Source organism: Streptomyces sp. NPDC001153, from assembly GCF_053598315.1.
In genome coordinates this window covers 1-15,641 of sequence record NZ_JBSFJZ010000039.1, presented here as the reverse complement: position 1 = coordinate 15,641, position 15,641 = coordinate 1, and the positions used below count along the sequence as shown (strand labels likewise).

The 15,641-nt window shown below is 73.0% G+C and carries 14 protein-coding genes; 8 read left to right on the top strand and 6 right to left on the bottom strand.

Features of this window, described 5'->3' with window-relative positions:
• Genes pgi through ACWDEN_RS35100 form a run of 3 tightly spaced genes read left to right on the top strand, consistent with a single transcriptional unit; the run spans position 1 to position 3,137 of the window.
• Entirely contained in the window at positions 1-1,662 is a 1,662-nt protein-coding gene (gene pgi / locus ACWDEN_RS35110; protein WP_351603206.1) for a glucose-6-phosphate isomerase, read from the top strand.
• A gap of 2 nt (positions 1,663-1,664) precedes the next feature.
• Entirely contained in the window at positions 1,665-2,543 is an 879-nt protein-coding gene (gene gnd, locus ACWDEN_RS35105; RefSeq protein WP_351603204.1) for a phosphogluconate dehydrogenase (NAD(+)-dependent, decarboxylating), read from the top strand.
• Between the two features lie 6 nt (positions 2,544-2,549).
• Complete coding sequence (locus ACWDEN_RS35100) at positions 2,550-3,137, top strand: histidine phosphatase family protein (protein WP_450861932.1); 588 nt, start codon at positions 2,550-2,552, stop codon at positions 3,135-3,137.
• 39 nt (positions 3,138-3,176) lie between these two features.
• Here the strand turns inward: ACWDEN_RS35100 and ACWDEN_RS35095 are convergent, their stop codons facing one another.
• The 3 genes from ACWDEN_RS35095 to ACWDEN_RS35085 all read right to left on the bottom strand — a co-directional run bounded on the left by ACWDEN_RS35095 (position 3,177) and on the right by ACWDEN_RS35085 (position 7,974).
• On the bottom strand, positions 3,177-5,099 hold the full coding sequence (locus tag ACWDEN_RS35095; protein ID WP_351603200.1) for an ArnT family glycosyltransferase: 1,923 nt from the start codon (positions 5,097-5,099) through the stop codon (positions 3,177-3,179).
• A 170-nt stretch (positions 5,100-5,269) separates the two neighbouring features.
• A complete protein-coding gene (locus ACWDEN_RS35090) occupies positions 5,270-7,066 on the bottom strand; it encodes a bifunctional sugar phosphate isomerase/epimerase/4-hydroxyphenylpyruvate dioxygenase family protein (protein ID WP_351603198.1) in 1,797 nt (598 codons plus the stop codon).
• 14 nt (positions 7,067-7,080) lie between these two features.
• Positions 7,081-7,974 carry a shikimate dehydrogenase gene (locus tag ACWDEN_RS35085; protein WP_351603196.1) on the bottom strand — a complete coding sequence of 298 codons (894 nt, stop codon included), beginning with the start codon at positions 7,972-7,974 and terminating at the stop codon, positions 7,081-7,083.
• 165 nt (positions 7,975-8,139) lie between these two features.
• Between ACWDEN_RS35085 and ACWDEN_RS35080 the strand changes: the two genes are divergently transcribed.
• Together ACWDEN_RS35080 and ACWDEN_RS35075 are read left to right on the top strand one after the other, a co-directional pair.
• Positions 8,140-8,805: a TetR/AcrR family transcriptional regulator gene (locus tag ACWDEN_RS35080; RefSeq protein WP_351603194.1), complete on the top strand. Its 666-nt coding sequence runs from the start codon at positions 8,140-8,142 to the stop codon at positions 8,803-8,805.
• A 199-nt stretch (positions 8,806-9,004) separates the two neighbouring features.
• Complete coding sequence (locus ACWDEN_RS35075) at positions 9,005-10,363, top strand: MFS transporter (protein WP_450861928.1); 1,359 nt, start codon at positions 9,005-9,007, stop codon at positions 10,361-10,363.
• A gap of 27 nt (positions 10,364-10,390) precedes the next feature.
• Here ACWDEN_RS35075 and ACWDEN_RS35070 read toward each other — a convergent pair whose 3' ends face one another.
• Both ACWDEN_RS35070 and ACWDEN_RS35065 read right to left on the bottom strand, forming a co-directional pair.
• A complete protein-coding gene (locus tag ACWDEN_RS35070) occupies positions 10,391-10,732 on the bottom strand; it encodes a VOC family protein (protein ID WP_450861926.1) in 342 nt (113 codons plus the stop codon).
• A gap of 503 nt (positions 10,733-11,235) precedes the next feature.
• Positions 11,236-11,832 (bottom strand): TetR/AcrR family transcriptional regulator, encoded by a 597-nt coding sequence (locus ACWDEN_RS35065; RefSeq protein ID WP_450861924.1) that lies wholly within the window; start codon positions 11,830-11,832, stop codon positions 11,236-11,238.
• 106 nt (positions 11,833-11,938) lie between these two features.
• On the opposite strand from ACWDEN_RS35065, the gene ACWDEN_RS35060 reads away from it, so the two are divergent.
• Positions 11,939-12,817: an NAD(P)-dependent oxidoreductase gene (locus tag ACWDEN_RS35060; protein ID WP_450861922.1), complete on the top strand. Its 879-nt coding sequence runs from the start codon at positions 11,939-11,941 to the stop codon at positions 12,815-12,817.
• Positions 12,818-12,834: 17 nt separating this feature from the next.
• Here ACWDEN_RS35060 and ACWDEN_RS35055 read toward each other — a convergent pair whose 3' ends face one another.
• A complete protein-coding gene (locus tag ACWDEN_RS35055; RefSeq protein WP_450861920.1) occupies positions 12,835-13,284 on the bottom strand; it encodes a PPOX class F420-dependent oxidoreductase in 450 nt (149 codons plus the stop codon).
• A gap of 108 nt (positions 13,285-13,392) precedes the next feature.
• Here ACWDEN_RS35055 and ACWDEN_RS35050 point away from each other — a divergent pair, with 108 nt between their 5' ends.
• Entirely contained in the window at positions 13,393-13,974 is a 582-nt protein-coding gene (locus ACWDEN_RS35050; protein ID WP_351603182.1) for a TetR/AcrR family transcriptional regulator, read from the top strand.
• 26 nt (positions 13,975-14,000) lie between these two features.
• Positions 14,001-15,389 carry an MFS transporter gene (locus tag ACWDEN_RS35045; RefSeq protein WP_450861918.1) on the top strand — a complete coding sequence of 463 codons (1,389 nt, stop codon included), beginning with the start codon at positions 14,001-14,003 and terminating at the stop codon, positions 15,387-15,389.
• The last annotated feature ends 252 nt before the right edge of the window (positions 15,390-15,641 follow it).

Below are 15,641 nucleotides of genomic sequence, written 5' to 3'. Positions count from 1 at the left end.
ATGGCCCAGTCCGAGTTCCCGAAGCTCACCAACCGGCCCGAGTGGACGGCCCTCGCCGACCACCGCGCCGAGGGGCAGCCGCACCTGCGCGAGCTGTTCGCGGCGGACCCCGGCCGCGCCGAGCGGTACGTGGTACGGGTCGGTGACCTGTACATCGACTACAGCAAGCATCTGATCACCGACGAGACCCTGGCCCTGCTGCAGGAACTCGCCACCGCCACCGGCGTGTTCGCGCTCAGGGACGCCATGTTCCGCGGCGAGAAGATCAACGTCACCGAGAACCGGGCCGTGCTGCACACCGCGCTGCGCGCCCCTCGGGAGGCGGTGATCGAGGTCGACGGCGAGAACGTCGTCCCGAAGGTGCACGCCGTCCTCGACAAGATGGCCGACTTCGCCGGCAAGGTCCGCTCGGGCGAGTGGACCGGCCACACCGGCCGGCGCATCAGGAACGTCGTCAACATCGGCATCGGCGGCTCCGACCTCGGCCCGGCGATGGCCTACGAGGTGCTGCGGCCGTACACCGCACGGGAGTTGACGTTCCGGTTCGTGTCGAACGTCGACGGCGCCGACCTGCACGAGGCCACCCGCGACCTGGACCCGACGGAGACCCTGTTCATCGTCGCGTCCAAGACGTTCACGACGATCGAGACGATCACCAACGCGACCTCGGCGCGCTCCTGGCTGCTGAAGGCCTTCGAGGGCGACGAGAAGGCCGTGGCCCGGCACTTCGTGGCGCTGTCCACGAACACCGAGAAGGTGACCGGGTTCGGCATCGACCCGGACAACATGTTCGAGTTCTGGGACTGGGTCGGCGGCCGGTACTCGTACGACTCCGCGATCGGCCTGTCCCTGATGATCGCGATCGGCCCCGACCGGTTCCGGGAGATGCTCGACGGCTTCCGCCTGGTCGACGACCACTTCCGCACCGCGCCCGCCGAGGCCAACGCCCCGCTCCTGCTGGGCCTGCTGGGCATCTGGTACGGCAACTTCCACGATGCCCAGTCGCACGCGGTGCTGCCGTACAGCCACTACCTGTCGAAGTTCACCGCCTACCTCCAGCAGCTGGACATGGAGTCCAACGGCAAGTCGGTGCAGCGCGACGGGCGGCCGGTGGAGTGGCAGACCGGGCCGGTCGTGTGGGGCACGCCGGGCACCAACGGGCAGCACGCCTACTACCAGCTGATCCACCAGGGCACCAAGCTGATCCCGGCGGACTTCATCGGCTTCGCCCGGCCCGTCGGCGAGCTGAGCGGTGAACTCAAGGCGCAGCACGACCTGTTGATGGCCAACTTCTTCGCCCAGACCCAGGCGCTGGCCTTCGGCAAGAGTGCCGAGGAGGTCCGCGCGGAGGGCGTGCCGGAGGAGCAGGTCACGCACCGCACCTTCCGCGGCGGCCACCCCACCACCACGATCCTCGCAGGCTCGCTGACCCCGTCCGTGCTCGGCCAGCTGATCGCCCTCTACGAGCACAAGGTGTTCGTGCAGGGCGCGGTGTGGCACATCGACTCCTTCGACCAGTGGGGCGTCGAGCTGGGCAAGGTCCTCGCCAAGCGGGTCGAACCCGCCCTCACCGAGGGCGCCGACGTGCCCGGTCTCGACCCGTCCACCACGGCCCTCGTCGCCGCCTACCGCACTCTCAAGAACGCTCAGGAAGTGAACTGATCATGCAGCTCGGTCTCATCGGTCTCGGCAAGATGGGCGGCAACATGCGCGAGCGGATCCGCCGCGCCGGCCACACCGTCATCGGCTACGACCGCAACCCCGAGGTCTCCGACGTCAAGTCCCTCGCCGAACTGGTCGAGAAGCTGGACGCGCCCCGCCATGTGTGGGTGATGGTCCCGGCCGGCACCGCCACGCAGACCGTCATCGACGAGCTCGGCGACCTGCTGGAGGCCGGCGACACGGTGATCGACGGCGGCAACTCCCGCTGGACGGACGACGAGAAGCACGCCGCCGCCCTCGGCATCAAGGGCATCGGCTTCGTCGACGCCGGGGTCTCCGGCGGTGTGTGGGGCCTGGAGAACGGCTACGCCCTCATGGTCGGCGGCGACGCGCAGCACGTGGAGCCGCTGAAGCCGGTCTTCGAGGCGCTCAAGCCGGACGGTCCGTACGGCTATGTCCACGCGGGCCGGGTCGGCGCCGGGCACTTCTCCAAGATGGTCCACAACGGCATCGAGTACGCCATGATGCAGGCCTACGCCGAGGGCTGGGAGCTGCTGGAGAAGGTGCACTCGGTGGAGAACGTCCGCGAGGTGTTCCGCTCCTGGCAGGAGGGCACCGTCATCCGATCCTGGCTGCTGGACCTCGCGGTCAACGCCCTGGACGAGGACGAGCACCTGGAGAAGCTGCGCGGCTACGCGGAGGACTCCGGCGAGGGCCGCTGGACGGTGGAGGCGGCCATCGACAACGCCGTACCGCTGCCCGCGATCACCGCCTCCCTGTTCGCCCGGTTCGCCTCCCGGCAGGACGACTCGCCGCAGATGAAGATGATCGCCGCGCTGCGCAACCAGTTCGGCGGCCACGCGGTCGAGAAGAAGGACTGACCCGCCGTGGGGGACCTTCTGCTGGTCCGCCACGGTGAGACGGAGTGGAGCAGGTCGGGACAGCACACCAGCTGGACCGACCTGCCCCTGACCGAGGACGGCGAGCAACAGGCCAAGTCCCTCGCCCCGCTCCTCACCGGCCGGACCCACGCTCTCGCGCTCTCCAGCCCGCTGGGCCGCGCGCTGCGCACCGCCGAACTGGCGGGCCTCGTCGGGGCCGTGCCCGACCCCGACCTGCACGAGTGGGACTACGGCGGCTACGAGGGTGTCACCACCGTCGACATCCACCGGACGCGCCCCGACTGGGACCTGTGGACCGACGGTGTGCCGCCCGGCCCGGCGGGGCACCCGGGCGAGTCGCCCGAGCAGGTCGGCGCCCGCGCCGACCGGGTGCTGGCCCGGCTGTCCCCGGCCCTGGCCGAGGGGGACGTGGTCCTCGTCGCCCACGCCCACTTCCTGCGCGTGCTCACCGCCCGCCGGCTGGGCCTGCCGCCCGCCGAGGGCCGGCTGTTCCAGCTGGCCACGGGCACGGTCAGCCGGCTGTCGACCGAGCACGGGCGGCCCGTGATCGCCGAGTGGAACAGACGGCCGTAACGGCTCTTCGTCCGCACGCCCCGTCGTCCGCGGCCCGGTTCACCTCTGGTGGGCCGGGCCGCAGTCGTAGAGGAGATGCGTCGCGTCCCGGGAGCCGTACGCGATGGCCGGAACCTGGGTGCAGTGCCCCACGGTCCACCGCTCCAGCCGGCCGACGAGGGTGCTCGGCCGGTGCCGGCGGGCGGCCCGGGCGTCGCTGCCGGGCAGGACGACGTAACGCAGCCGGCCGGAGTCGATCAGCTGGTGGAAGCGGGCGGCCGTGGGGTACGGGACCCTTCCGGTGAAGCCGCCCATCGGCAGGATGCGCGCGTCGGCCGAGATGACATAGGGCGCGGCCGCCCACCAGCCGGGGACCGCGGCCAGGTACTCGGCGCCGGCCCGGTGGGCGGTGAGGTAGGCCAGCAGCCGCCGCTGGGCGGGGGTGAGCTTCGCCAGCGGGTTGCCCTGCCGGTGGTTGGTGGGGCCGACGCGGGCCAGGGAACCAGGCTGGTTGTAGCGCAACGACATCGCCGACGCCGACCAGGTGGCGGGCACGAGCAGGGCCGCGGCCAGGCCCAGGGCCAGACCGGCGCTGACGGCACGCGGACGGCGGCGCAGCGCGGTCAGCACCAGCGCGACGACGGCGAGGGCGGTGGCGGTCGGAGCCGACCACGGGAGGAAGTGCGGGTACCACAGGGTCAGCGCCACGCACCAGGCGGCGTTCCCGGCCAGCGCCGCCGGCAGCACCCAGGCCCGTCGGCCGCCCCGCAGTCCCGCCCGCCAGGCCCGTACGACACCGGCGGCGGAGAACGCGGCGAGGGGCACCGCGACCACACCCATGTAGTAGGTGTGCCCGGTCACGCTGCCGAAACTGAAGACGAGGAAGAACGTGGCCAGCCAGACCCCCCACAGCACCTGGCCCGCGAGCACGCGGTCGGTGCGGGGCGCACGCCGCCGCCACAGGGCCAGCGCGCCGCCGACGAGTCCGAGTGCCGCCAGCGGGTAGAGCCAGCCCGTCTGGGTGGCGAGCCCGGGGCTGAACATCTTCCAGACGCTGTCGCCCATGCCGGGACCCGTCCCGGCGGCCCGCAGACTCGCGTTGGGCGCGACACTGCCGGCGCCGGCCGCGTCGATGCCGACCCCGTGGAAGCGGGTCAGGAAGTTGTAGCCGACGACCAGGCCGAAGGGCGAGTTGTCGGTGGTGCCGTCGAGCCACGGGCGGTCGGAGCCCGGGGTGAGGGCGGCCACCAGCATCCACGACACCGACACGGCGAACATCACGGCGGCGGCCGCAGCGAGGTCGCGCAGCCGGCGGCGCAGGCTCACCGGAGCGGCGACGAGGTAGAGGGCGGTGAGTGCGGGCAGCACCGCCCAGGCCTCCAGCATCTTGCACTGGAAGGCCACGCCGACCCAGAAGCCGGCGAGCAGCAGCGGGCCCAGCCGGCCCCGCTCGGTCGCCCGCCAGGCGGCCTCGGCGGCCAGCATCAGCAGCAGGACGAACGGCGCGTCCTCGGTGACGGAGCGTCCGAGCCCGACGATCACCGGGGTGAGGGCGAGGAAGGCGGCCGCCAGCAGCCCGGCCGGCACGCCCGCCCAGCGGCGCACCAGCACGTGGAGCAGGACCACCGAGGCCACCCCTTCGAGCGCCTGCGGCAGGACCAGCGCCCACGGGTGGAAACCGAGAACCAGCGCCGACAGGGCCTGCGGCCACAGGAATCCGGGCAGCTTGTCGATGGTGAGGGTGTTGCCCGGGTCGAAGGAGCCGTAGAAGAACGCGACCGGGTTGTCCGTCATGCTGCGCACCGCGGCGGCGTAGAAACCGTGGTACGAGCTGTGGTTGAGGCCCCACAGGGACAACAGGGCAGCGAGCGCGGCTATGGCGAGCAGCGCGGGACGCTCGTACCGGCTGGCGCGCGGGCGGGGCGGAGCGACGGACGTCGGCCCGTCGTCACGGACCGCCGACTCGGTGGGGGTGCTCAGCATGGACGGCCTTTCAGGCTCCCGGAAACGGAGTGATCCGGGCGCAGCGCGCATACCGGATCTTGCGGAGTATCCGCGCCCGGAGATGTACGGAACCTGAAGCGGAGCTGAACCCGGTGGAGGTCTCACCGGTCTCTCACCCCTGCCGGGGACCTGGTAAGAGCCTGGTCGGATCAGCGCAAGAATCGTCCCGCGTGTTGGGCCGCCAGACGGACCGGGGCGTTCGCGGCGCCGTAACCACGGTAGCCGTCATCGCGTTGGACGAGTTCGAAGAAGACCCGGCCGACCGTCTCGGTGTAGCAGTGCCGGAAGGCGCCGCCCGCGTCCCGGTCGTACAGGATGCCGAGAGCCCGGTAGGTCTCCAACTCGTCGTCGGCGAGGTCGTACCGGGCGGCGAGGTCGTCGTGGTAGTTGGCCGGCACGGGCAGCAGCCGGCCGCCCGCGGCGCGGAAGGCGCGGGCCGCGGCGACCACGTCGTCGGTGGCCAGCGCGATGTGGGCCGCGTGCACGGTGTCGTCCGTGGGTGCCGCGCCGACGCCGAGGGCGATACGGACGCTCCCGTCGGCGTTGGTGACGGCGCGGCTGCGCATCAGGCCGTAGGGGTCGGCGACGTCGACGCTCTCCTGGGCGGTGAGGCCGAGGACGCTGCGGTGGAAGAGCGTGGCCTCGTCGAAGTGGTGCCAGGGCTGGGTGAGGGCGAGGTGGTCGATGCGCATCGCGGAGGGCGCCGGGGTGTCCGGCAGGTCGGCGAAGTCGGCCCGCCAGTCGGGCAGTTCGGGGTCGCCGGTGGCGCAGAAGAACAGTTCCGTGCCGTCGGGGGCCGCGACGGCGTCGAGCGGGGCGTCCCCGGGGGCGCGCCGGCGGGGCAGGACGGGGGCGAGCAGGGCTTCGGCGCGGCGGGCGGCAGCGGCGGGGTCCGGGGACTCCAGGCCGATCGCGGCGAGCCGGGTGCCGTCGCGGCGGGCGGTGGCGGCGGTGTTGACCAGGAGGCGGGCTTCGCCGCGCTGCCACAGGTCGACGGGCTTGCCGCGGTGCCGGGCGGCGCGGGTGAAGCCGAGCGCGGTCAGCAGCGCGGTGACGGGTTCGGCGTCCGGGGTGAGGAGTTCGGCGAAGGCCACCCCGGTGGGCACGACGGGCGGCGGCAGTTCGGCGGCGCCGGCGGCCTCGCGCAGCAGGAGCAGGGAGCGGTGGGCGTCGACGGCGGTGGGGCCGGCGTCGGCCTGCCGGAAGACGTCGTTGAAGACCTCCAGGGACAGCGGCCCGCGGTACCCGGCGGCGAGGACGCGCCGCAGCAGCCCGGTGACGTCGAAGCCGCCCTGTCCGGGGAAACAGCGGTAGTGGCGGCTCCACTGCAGTACGTCCATCGCGAGCAGCGGGGCGTCGGCGAGCTGCAGGAAGAAGATCTTCTCGCCGGGGATGTCCGCGATTCCCTCGAGGTCCTCCGGTTCCGAGCCTCGGGAGAGGATGTGGAAACTGTCCAGGCAGACGCCGAGCGCCGGGTGGTCGGCGGCCTCGACGATCCGCCAGGCGTGCCCGTAGGTGTTCACGTGCCGCCCCCAGGCGAGCGCCTCGTACGCCACTCGTATGCCGAACTCCCCGGCGAGATCAGCCAGTTGGGCGAGTTGACCGGCCGCTCGCGCGTCGTCGTCCACGGCGTTGGGCGACACACTGGAGCACACGAGGACGGTGTCGGCGCCGAGCCGGTTCATCAGCTCGAACTTGTGCCGGGCGCGCCGCAGATTGTGCACGAAGACCTCGTCGGGCACGCCCTCGATGTCCCGCATCGGCTGGTACAGATCGATGCTCAGCCCGAGGTCGGCGCAGCGCGCGCGGATCTCCTCGGGGGCGAGCGGGCAGGCGAGGAGATCGTTCTCGAAGATTTCCACCCCGCCGAACCCGGCCCGCGCGACGGCGGCGAGCTTCTCGGTGAGGGTGCCGCTCAGGGAGACGGTGGCCATGGACGTGTGCATGCCGGTGCTCCTCGTCATCCGACGGCGCTCCCCGAGCGCTCGACGCCCACCAGTTCCTCGAAGTCGGCCAGCATCCGCCCACCGTCCGGCGACCGCCCCGTGATCAGCCGGAACGCGTCGGCGGCCTGGAACACGGCCATCCCGCCCCCGGCCAGGACGGCGCAGCCACGCGCGTGAGCGACCCGCAGCAGCTCGGTCCGAAGCGGCCGGTAGACGACCTCCGCGACCCACAGACCGGGATGCAACAGCTCGGCGGGCAGGGGCAGTCCGGGATGCGCCGCCATACCGGTGGGCGTGGCATGGACGAGCCCCCCACAGCCGCGGGCCTCACCGAGCAGCGCCGGAAGCCGGTCGGCCGTGGCCGCTCCCGCCCGGCCGGGGCCGAAGTGCCGCACCAGCGAGTCCGCGAGCGCGGCGGCCCGCTCGGGCAGCGCGTCGACGACGGTGACCCGCCCGGCGCCCAGGGTGAGCACCGCGTGTGCGACGGCCGCGCCCGCGCCGCCCGCGCCGAGCTGCACGACCCGCTCCAGCGGGGCGTCCGGCAGGCCGCGCGCGAAGGAGGCGGCGAAACCGGTCACGTCGGTGTTGTGGCCGACGGCCCGGCCGTCGGCGAAGACCACGGTGTTGACCGCGCCGAGCGCCTCGGCCCGCGGGTCGAGGGCGTCGAGGTGGTCGAGGACCAGCTGCTTGCAGGGGTGGGTGATGTTCAGCCCGTCGTAGCCGAGGTCGCGGGCGGCGCGGACCAGGTCGCCGACCGTCTCCGGCGCCCGGCCGAGGACGTCGATGTCGAGGAGCCGGTAGAGGTAGCGCAGGCCCTGCCGGTCCGCCTCCCGGTGGTGCAGGGCGGGGCTGAGCGAGGGGCCGATGCCGGCCCCGATCAGCCCGACGAGATACGCGTCCTTGGCCATGCGGCCCTCCCGAGGCGGCACTAATGTACGAACCAGTACGTTAGCTATATCAGCCGAGGGGGCCGTGGGGAAGAGCCGGGCGACTTCGGGGCCCCTGCTTCTACAATCACCGGCACGCACACAGCGAGCCCGCCGCCCAGGCGTCCACCGGCCCGAAGGACAGCGATGACCAGCGTCGAAGAACCCGTACGACCCGGGGGACGGGTGCGCGACGCGGCCCGCACCCGGGCCGAGATCCTCGACGTGGCCACGCAGGAGTTCGCGCGGGCCGGCTACGACGGCGCGCGGGTCGACGAGATAGCGGCCCGCACCCGCACCACCAAGCGGATGATCTACTACTACTTCGGCGGCAAGGAGCAGCTGTTCACGGCCGTGCTGGAGCGGGCGTACGGGGTGATCCGCGAGGCCGAGCAGGAGCTGGACGTCGAGCACCTGGACCCGGTCGCCGCGATCCGGCGCCTGGCCGAGCTGACCTTCGACCACCATGAGCGGCACCCGGACTTCATCCGCCTGGTCAGCATCGAGAACATCCACGGCGCCGAGCACATCGCGGCCTCCGAGAAGCTCGGGAAGATCGGTTCCCCGGCGCTGGAGGTGATCCGCCGGATCCTCACCGCGGGGCAGGAGTCGGGGCTGTTCACGGCCGACGTCGACGCGGTCGACCTGCACGCGATGATCAGCTCGTTCTGCTTCTTCCGGGTCGCCAACCGGCACACCTTCGGCGCCCTGTTCGGCCGGGACCTGGTGGACCCCGCCCAGCGGGAGCACTACCGGAGCATGCTCGGCGACATGGTGATCGCCTACCTGACGGCGGAGCGCGCGGCCGGCTGACCCCGGCCGGCCCACGCCCTCGCACGGACCGTCGTTCGGACTCTTGACAGTGGGGAAACACCGGCGCAACATCCCACCCACCACGACTAACTATCCAGTGGGTTAATTAGCAGCCGCGCTCCGGCCCCTCGCCCGCTCCCTCCCCTCGTCGCTCACTCCGCCCTTCCGCAGGGTGGAGTCCCCCCGAAGGAGCACCGCCGTGTCCGTCCCCTCCCCCGCGCCCGCCGCCGACGCCCCTCCCGGCCAGCCCTGGAAGGCGGCGACGGCCGCCTGGATCGGCAGCGCGCTGGAGTACTACGACTTCTTCGTCTACGGCAGCGCCGCCGCACTGATCTTCCCGAAGGTGTTCTTCGACTCCTCCGACCCGGCGACCGCGACCCTGCTGTCGCTCGCCACCTTCGGCGTCGCCTACGCCGCCCGGCCGCTCGGCGCGCTGGTCCTCGGGCACGTCGGCGACCGGCTCGGCCGCAAGAAGATCATGGTGTTCACGCTGATCCTGATGGGTCTGTCGACCTTCCTGATCGGCTGTCTGCCCACGCGTGCCCAGGCCGGCTCGCTCGCCCCGGTGCTGCTCGTGCTGTGCCGCGTGCTGCAGGGCATATCGGCGGCCGGCGAGCAGGCGAGCGCGAGTTCCATGAGCCTGGAGCACGCGCCGCCGGGCCGGCGCGGGTTCTTCACCAGCTTCACGCTCAGCGGCACCCAGGGCGGCCAGCTCGTCGCCACGCTCGTCTTCGTCCCCGTGTCCAGGCTTCCCGAGGACCAACTGTTGTCGTGGGGCTGGCGGGTGCCGTTCTGGCTGAGCGTGGTGGTCGCCGTCACCGGTTACGTCATCCGGCGCCGGCTGCGCGAGACCCCGGCCTTCGCCCGGCAGGCGGCGACCGAGGGCGTGGTCCGGCTGCCGCTCGCGGTGCTGCTGCGTGAGCACTGGGCGGATGTGCTCCGGGTGATCGCGGGCGCCCTCATCGCCTCGGTCAGCACGATCTTCACGGTGTGGGCGCTGGCGTACGCCACCAGTGACGGGGTCGGGATCTCCCGTACGTTCATGCTGTGGGTGGGGGCTCTGGCCAACCTCGCCGCGCTGGCCGTGATCCCGCTGTGGGCCACCCTCTCGGACCGGATCGGGCGCCGGCCGGTGTTCCTGGTCGGCGCGGTGGGCAGCGCGGCCGCGATGGCCGGCTATCTGTGGGCGATCTCCACGGGCTCGCGCCCGCTGACCCTGATCCTCGGTGTCGTCGCCTTCGGGCTCGTGTACAGCGCCGCGAACGGTGTGTGGCCCGCCTTCTACGGCGAGATGTTCGCGACCCGGGTGCGACTGTCGGGCGTGGCCATCGGCACGCAGATCGGCTTCGCGGTGGCTGGGTTCGCGGTCACCTTCGCCGCCGAGATCGCCGGTCCGGGCGGCGATGACTGGTCGGCGGTGGCCCTGTTCACGGCGGCGCTGTGCCTCCCGCCGACCCTGGCCGCGCTCACCGCCCGTGAGACGCACCGGGTTCCCACGGAACTGCTCGGGGAGCGCGAGGGGCGGCAGTCGGCGGGGGCCGAGCGGGTCACGGCCTGAGGTGAGCGGCTTAGGGACCGGGGGCCGCTACGGCTGCGGATGGCGCGGCTCGTACAGGGCGAGTTCGCCGCCGCCCGGCAGACGCAGGGCGGTCACCCGGCCCCAGCGGGCTTCCTCCACCGGGCGGGTGAACTCCACGCCGTGCTCGGCGAGTTGGCGCCGCGTGGCGTCGAGGTCGTCGCACATCAGCATCAGTTCGTGCGCGGGTTCGCCGTCGGTGGGGTGACAGGCCACCTCGGTGGGCGGCGGCTGGAAGATCAGCCATCCGTGGCCCGCGTCGACGTGCGCCCAGCCGAGGACGTCCCGCAGAAAGGCCCGGTCCGCCTCCGCGTCCCGGCTGTAGAGCACCACATGTGCACCGTTGATCACGCGCGGAGGCTAGTGCGGCGGACGAGACCACACAAGCACCGACCACCCGCGAGCCACCGCACGCCCGCCGCATCCGCCGCATCCGCCGCATCCACCGAGCCGACCGCACGCGGTGTCCTGCCGCACCGACCACAGGACCCGCACCGGACCGCCACCGCCGCCCTGCCACACCGGCCGCGCCCGCCGCCTGGCCAGACCGGGTGCACCCGCTGCCCTGCCGCTCCGGCGGCACCTGCCGCGGTCACGCCGACCGCACCGACCGCCGGCGCCGCCCCGCCAAAAGGGCCACACTCGCCCCAGTCGGCGCAGCACCCGGGTGCAACCGGCCGCATTCCCCGGCACGAGCTTCCACCGCAGCCACTCCCCGTCGTCCCGACCGCCCACGACCCGCCACCCCGCCCACGCTCACCGGCACCGATGGCCACCGTCGCACTCCCCCCGGCCGCACCCACCGGGACCGTTCGCCCCTGTCGCGCTCACCCGGCCAGTAACCCCCGTCGCGCTCACCCCGCCGGGGTCACCGCCCCGTCGAGCAGGGGCCCGAGTTCGGTTACGGCTGTGGTCAGCGGGCGTGCGTCCTGTTCTGCGCGGGACATCAGGATCGCGCCCTCCAGGGTGCTGATCATCAGCGTGGCCAGGGACTCGGCACGCGCCGCGGGGACGCCCATGCCGGTCAGGGCCTCGGCGAGGGGGGTCCGCCAGGTAGTGAACGCGGCGGCCACGGCCTCGCGGGTCGAGCCGTCGGCCGAGACGCAGTCGACGGTGGCGGCGGCGACCGGGCAGCCCGCCGCGAAGCCGCGCGCCGCGTACTCGTCGGTCCACTGGGCGACCATCGCCGCGAACAGACCGCTCGGCGTCGGCTCCTCCAGCCCCTCGAGGAACCGCGCGACGCGCTTGCCCGCATACCGGCCGGCCCAGCCGACCGCCTCGTTGACCAGCTGTTCCTTTCCGCCCGGGAAGTAGTGCTGGAGCGAGCCGCGCGGTGCGCCCGCGTGCGCGGCGACCTCCCGCATGCCGGTCGCGGCGACCCCGTCGCGCCGTATGAGCTGAGCCGCGCTGAAGACCATCCGCTCCCGCGGCCCATGTCGCGACTCACCCATTTGCCGGCCTCCCGATCCTTGCCCACTCCCACCCTATGACCGGCGTCATAACGACGGCTACTATGACAGCGGTCATAGTCGGCAAGCCGAGTGAGGGACGGTCGCCGTGAACGTCGGTTTCATCGGTCTGGGAGTGATGGGCCGGCCCATGGCACAGCGCCTGGTGTCCGCCGGCACTCCCCTGGTGGTCTGGAACCGGACCCCCGAACGCACCGCATCCCTGCGCGCGGCCGGCGCCACGGTCGCCGCGGACGCCGACGAGGTGTTCGCCAAGGCGGACGTCGTGCTGCTGATGCTCGCCGACGAGGCCGCGGTCGACGCCGTCCTCGGCCGGGGCACCCCCGCCCTGCCGGCCCGGGTCGCCGGGCGCACGGTCGTCCACATGGGCACCACCTCCCCCGAGTACTCCCACGCCCTGGAGTCCGACGTCCGCGCCGCCGGCGGCCGCTATGTCGAGGCACCCGTCTCCGGTTCGCGGGTCCCGGCGGAGGAGGGCCGGCTGGTGGCGATGCTCGCCGGGGAGCAGGAGGCCGTGGACACCGTACGGCCGCTGCTCGCGCCGTTGTGCCGGGAGACGTTCGTGTGCGGACCCGCCCCCGGTGCGCTGCTGATGAAGCTGTCCGTGAACCTCTTCCTGATCACCCTGGTGACCGGGCTGACCGAGGCGTTCCACTTCGCCGAGCGCCAGGGCCTGGACCGGCGGCTCTTCCTGGACGTCCTGGACGCGGGCCCCATGGCCAGCGGCGTCTCCCGGATGAAGGCGCCCAAGCTGTTCGACCGGGACTTCGCGGTGCAGGCGGCCGCGCTGGACGTCCTGAAGAACAACCGGCTCATCGCCGAGGCGGCCCGCAGGGCGCACCTGGCCTCACCGCTCCTCGACGTGTGCCACACCCTGTTCGAGGAGACGGTGGCCCAGGGGTACGGCGACGAGGACATGGTCGCCGTACTGCGAGCGATCGAGACGCGGACCGCCGGCGCGTCGTAGCCGGGAACCGGGGCGGGTCAGCGCTTCGGGATACCGTACGCCCGGTCGACGTGCAGCCGCACCACCAGACGGCGGTCGCGGACCATCGCCGCCCGGTAGTCGTCCCAGTCCGGATGCTCGCCCTGGACGTCCCGGTACAGGCGGATCAGTTCCTCGACGGTGTCGTCGTGCGGGTCCTGCGCGACCGGGGAGAGTTCGGCCGTGCCCTCGGCGACGGTGTACGCCCAGCGGTCGGCGCTGGTGACGTGGTAGGAGGCGCGGGGGTCGCGGCGCAGGTTGCGGGCCTTGGCGCGGTCGTCGGTGACGGAGATCCGGATGACGCGCTCGCCGGGATAGTAGGCGTGGTTGACGTTGGACAACTGGGGGCGGCCGTCGCGTTTGAGGGTGACCAGGACGCCGGCGTCGCCCTCGGCGAGCAGTGCGAGCAGCGCGTCCTGCGTGGGGTCCGAGGTGGGGTCTTCGCTCATGACAGGGTCAACTCGCCGGAGCGGTGGCGGCATTCCCGCACTCCGACCGCATTCCGGCGTTCGACCTGGCGGTAGACAGTGTCTACGGGTACCTGGTAGACACTGTCTATGACTGAGTCCGACCTCGGGTTGCGGGAGCGTCTGATCGACGCGGGTGTGGAGCTGCTGGCCGTCGAGGGGCTGCAGGCGCTGACCCTGCGGGAGATCGCCCGGCGCGCCGGCGTCTCGCACGGGGCCCCGCGCCGCTACTTCCCCACCCATCTGGAACTGCTGTCGGCCATCGCGCGCCGGGGCTTCGCCGACCTGGCCGAGCGGGTCCGGGCGACGCTCACACCCGGCTCCGCCGGTCCGCGCGCGCGGGTGACGGCGCTGGCGCGGACGTATCTGGAGTTCGCGCTCGACAACCCCGGCATGTACGAGCTGATGTTCCGTCATGATCTCCTGGAAAGCGGGCACCTGGGGTTGCGGGAGACGAGTCTTCCCCTGTTCCGCGTGCTCACCGGGCTCGTCGGCGAGGTCCGGCCCGGGGCCGACGCCCGACGGGTCGCGGGCGCCCTGTGGGCCAATCTGCACGGGATCGCCCAGCTGTGGCGCTGGCGCAGTCTCCAACTCGCCGTCGAAGAGGACGACTTCGCCCCCTTGCTCGATACGGTGCTGCTGGCCCACCTGGGCCCGGAGGGCGGCAGGTGAGCCGGGGGTGGACGCTGGCGAGCAGTGTGGCGGGTGCGGTTGTCGTCGCGCTGGACGGTACGGTCCTCACGGTCGCCCAGCCCCGCCTGCAAAGCGAGTTGGGGGCGTCGTTCGCGCAGGTGCAGTGGACCAGCACCGCGTATCTCGTCGCCGTGGCCAGTCTGCTGGTGTTCGCGGGGCGGCTCGGTGACCGGTACGGGCAGCAGCGGGTGTTCGCGCTCGGCATGCTGGGGTTCGGGGCGGCGTCGGCGGGGATCGGCGGCGCGCCCGGCGTGGGGTGGGTGATCGGGCTGCGGGCGGTGCAGGGGGTGTTCGGGGCGCTGCTGCAGCCGGCCACGCTGGGCATGCTGCGGGCCGCGTACCCGCCGGACCGGCTCGCGCGGCCCCTCGCCGTGCGGACCGCCGCGATCGGGCTGGCGGCGGCAGCGGGGCCGCTGGTGGGCGGGGCGCTGGTGGACGGCCTGGGCTGGCGGGCGGTGTTCTTCGTCAACGTGCTGCCCGCGCTCGCCTTCGGCCTGCCGGCGCTGCTGCGGCCGCAGCCCCCCGCCGCGGGCTCCCGGACTCCGCTGGACATACCGGGTGCCGTACTCCTCGCCGTGGCTCTGTCCTGCCTGGTGCACTCGCTGACCGCGCGGCCCGCCTCCGGGACGGGACTCACCGTCGCCGCGGTCGCAGCCGCCGTCCTCGTGCGGCACGAGCGGCGTACGACGAGCCCGCTGCTGCCGCCCGCGGTCATCGGCCCGCGGGCGGCCGGGGCCGCGCTCGGCGTGCTGGTGGTCGTGTCCGCGGCCCTTTCCGGCACCCTCTTCGTGGCCACCTACGTGCTCCAACGCCACCTGGGTCTCGACCCGTTGGACAGCTCGCTGCGCAGTCTGCCGCTCGCGGTACTGATGGTGGCGTCCGCCGCGCTGTGCCCGGTGCTGCTGCGCCGCTTCGGGGCACGCGGTACGACGACGGGGGCGACGGCGCTGCTGGCGCTCGGTGTCCTCGTGCTGTCCGGCGCCGGTTCCACGCCCGCCCTCGGCTGTGCGTTCGCCCTGCTCGGAGCCGGCTTCGGGACGGTGATGGTGGCGGCCACCCAGGTGGTCGTACGCCGGGCGGAGGTGGCCGTGGCCGGGGTGGCGGGCGGACTGCAGCAGACGGCACTGAACGTCGGCCCTGCCGTTGGGGTGGCCACGGCGACCGCGCTCATCGGCACCGGGACGTCAACCGCCCTGCTCGCCCTGGCAGTCGTAGCGGCCCTCGGCCTGCCCCTGGCCCGCGCGCTGCCGAGGACCGACGACGACCACACGCAGCCCGGGACCGACGACGACCACACGCAGCCCGGGACCGGCGGCGACCACACGCCGGCCACGACCGGGGGCGAGCGCGCGCCCGCAAGGAGCGGCGGCAGGCGCGCCTGCCGGGACCAGTGACGAGCACGAGCTGCCCGGGACCGGTGGTAACCACACCCCGGCCACCACGGATGGCGAGCGCGCACCGGCCGGAACCCCCCGGCAAGCGCGCCTGCCGGGACCGGTGACACGCACAAGCTGCCCGGGACCGCCGGCAACCACGCCCCGGCCACAACCGCTAGCTGTATTGACCTGAAGCGTTGTTGACGCGGCTGATCGGTGGTTGGCCGCCGAGTGCGGTGTGGCAGCGGTGGTGGTTGTAGGTGTGCAGGA

What these genes read in the sequence shown, in the direction of transcription:
- ACWDEN_RS35055 (WP_450861920.1), bottom strand. Translation starts at nt 13,284, where the DNA reads ATGAGCGAAGACCCCACCTCGGACCCCACGCAGGACGCGCTGCTCGCA.
- ACWDEN_RS35095 (WP_351603200.1), bottom strand. Translation starts at nt 5,099, where the DNA reads ATGCTGAGCACCCCCACCGAGTCGGCGGTCCGTGACGACGGGCCGACG.
- ACWDEN_RS35080 (WP_351603194.1), top strand. Translation starts at nt 8,140, where the DNA reads ATGACCAGCGTCGAAGAACCCGTACGACCCGGGGGACGGGTGCGCGAC.
- gnd (WP_351603204.1), top strand. Translation starts at nt 1,665, where the DNA reads ATGCAGCTCGGTCTCATCGGTCTCGGCAAGATGGGCGGCAACATGCGC.
- pgi (WP_351603206.1), top strand. Translation starts at nt 1, where the DNA reads ATGGCCCAGTCCGAGTTCCCGAAGCTCACCAACCGGCCCGAGTGGACG.
- ACWDEN_RS35085 (WP_351603196.1), bottom strand. Translation starts at nt 7,974, where the DNA reads ATGGCCAAGGACGCGTATCTCGTCGGGCTGATCGGGGCCGGCATCGGC.
- ACWDEN_RS35065 (WP_450861924.1), bottom strand. Translation starts at nt 11,832, where the DNA reads ATGGGTGAGTCGCGACATGGGCCGCGGGAGCGGATGGTCTTCAGCGCG.
- ACWDEN_RS35090 (WP_351603198.1), bottom strand. Translation starts at nt 7,066, where the DNA reads ATGCACACGTCCATGGCCACCGTCTCCCTGAGCGGCACCCTCACCGAG.
- ACWDEN_RS35050 (WP_351603182.1), top strand. Translation starts at nt 13,393, where the DNA reads ATGACTGAGTCCGACCTCGGGTTGCGGGAGCGTCTGATCGACGCGGGT.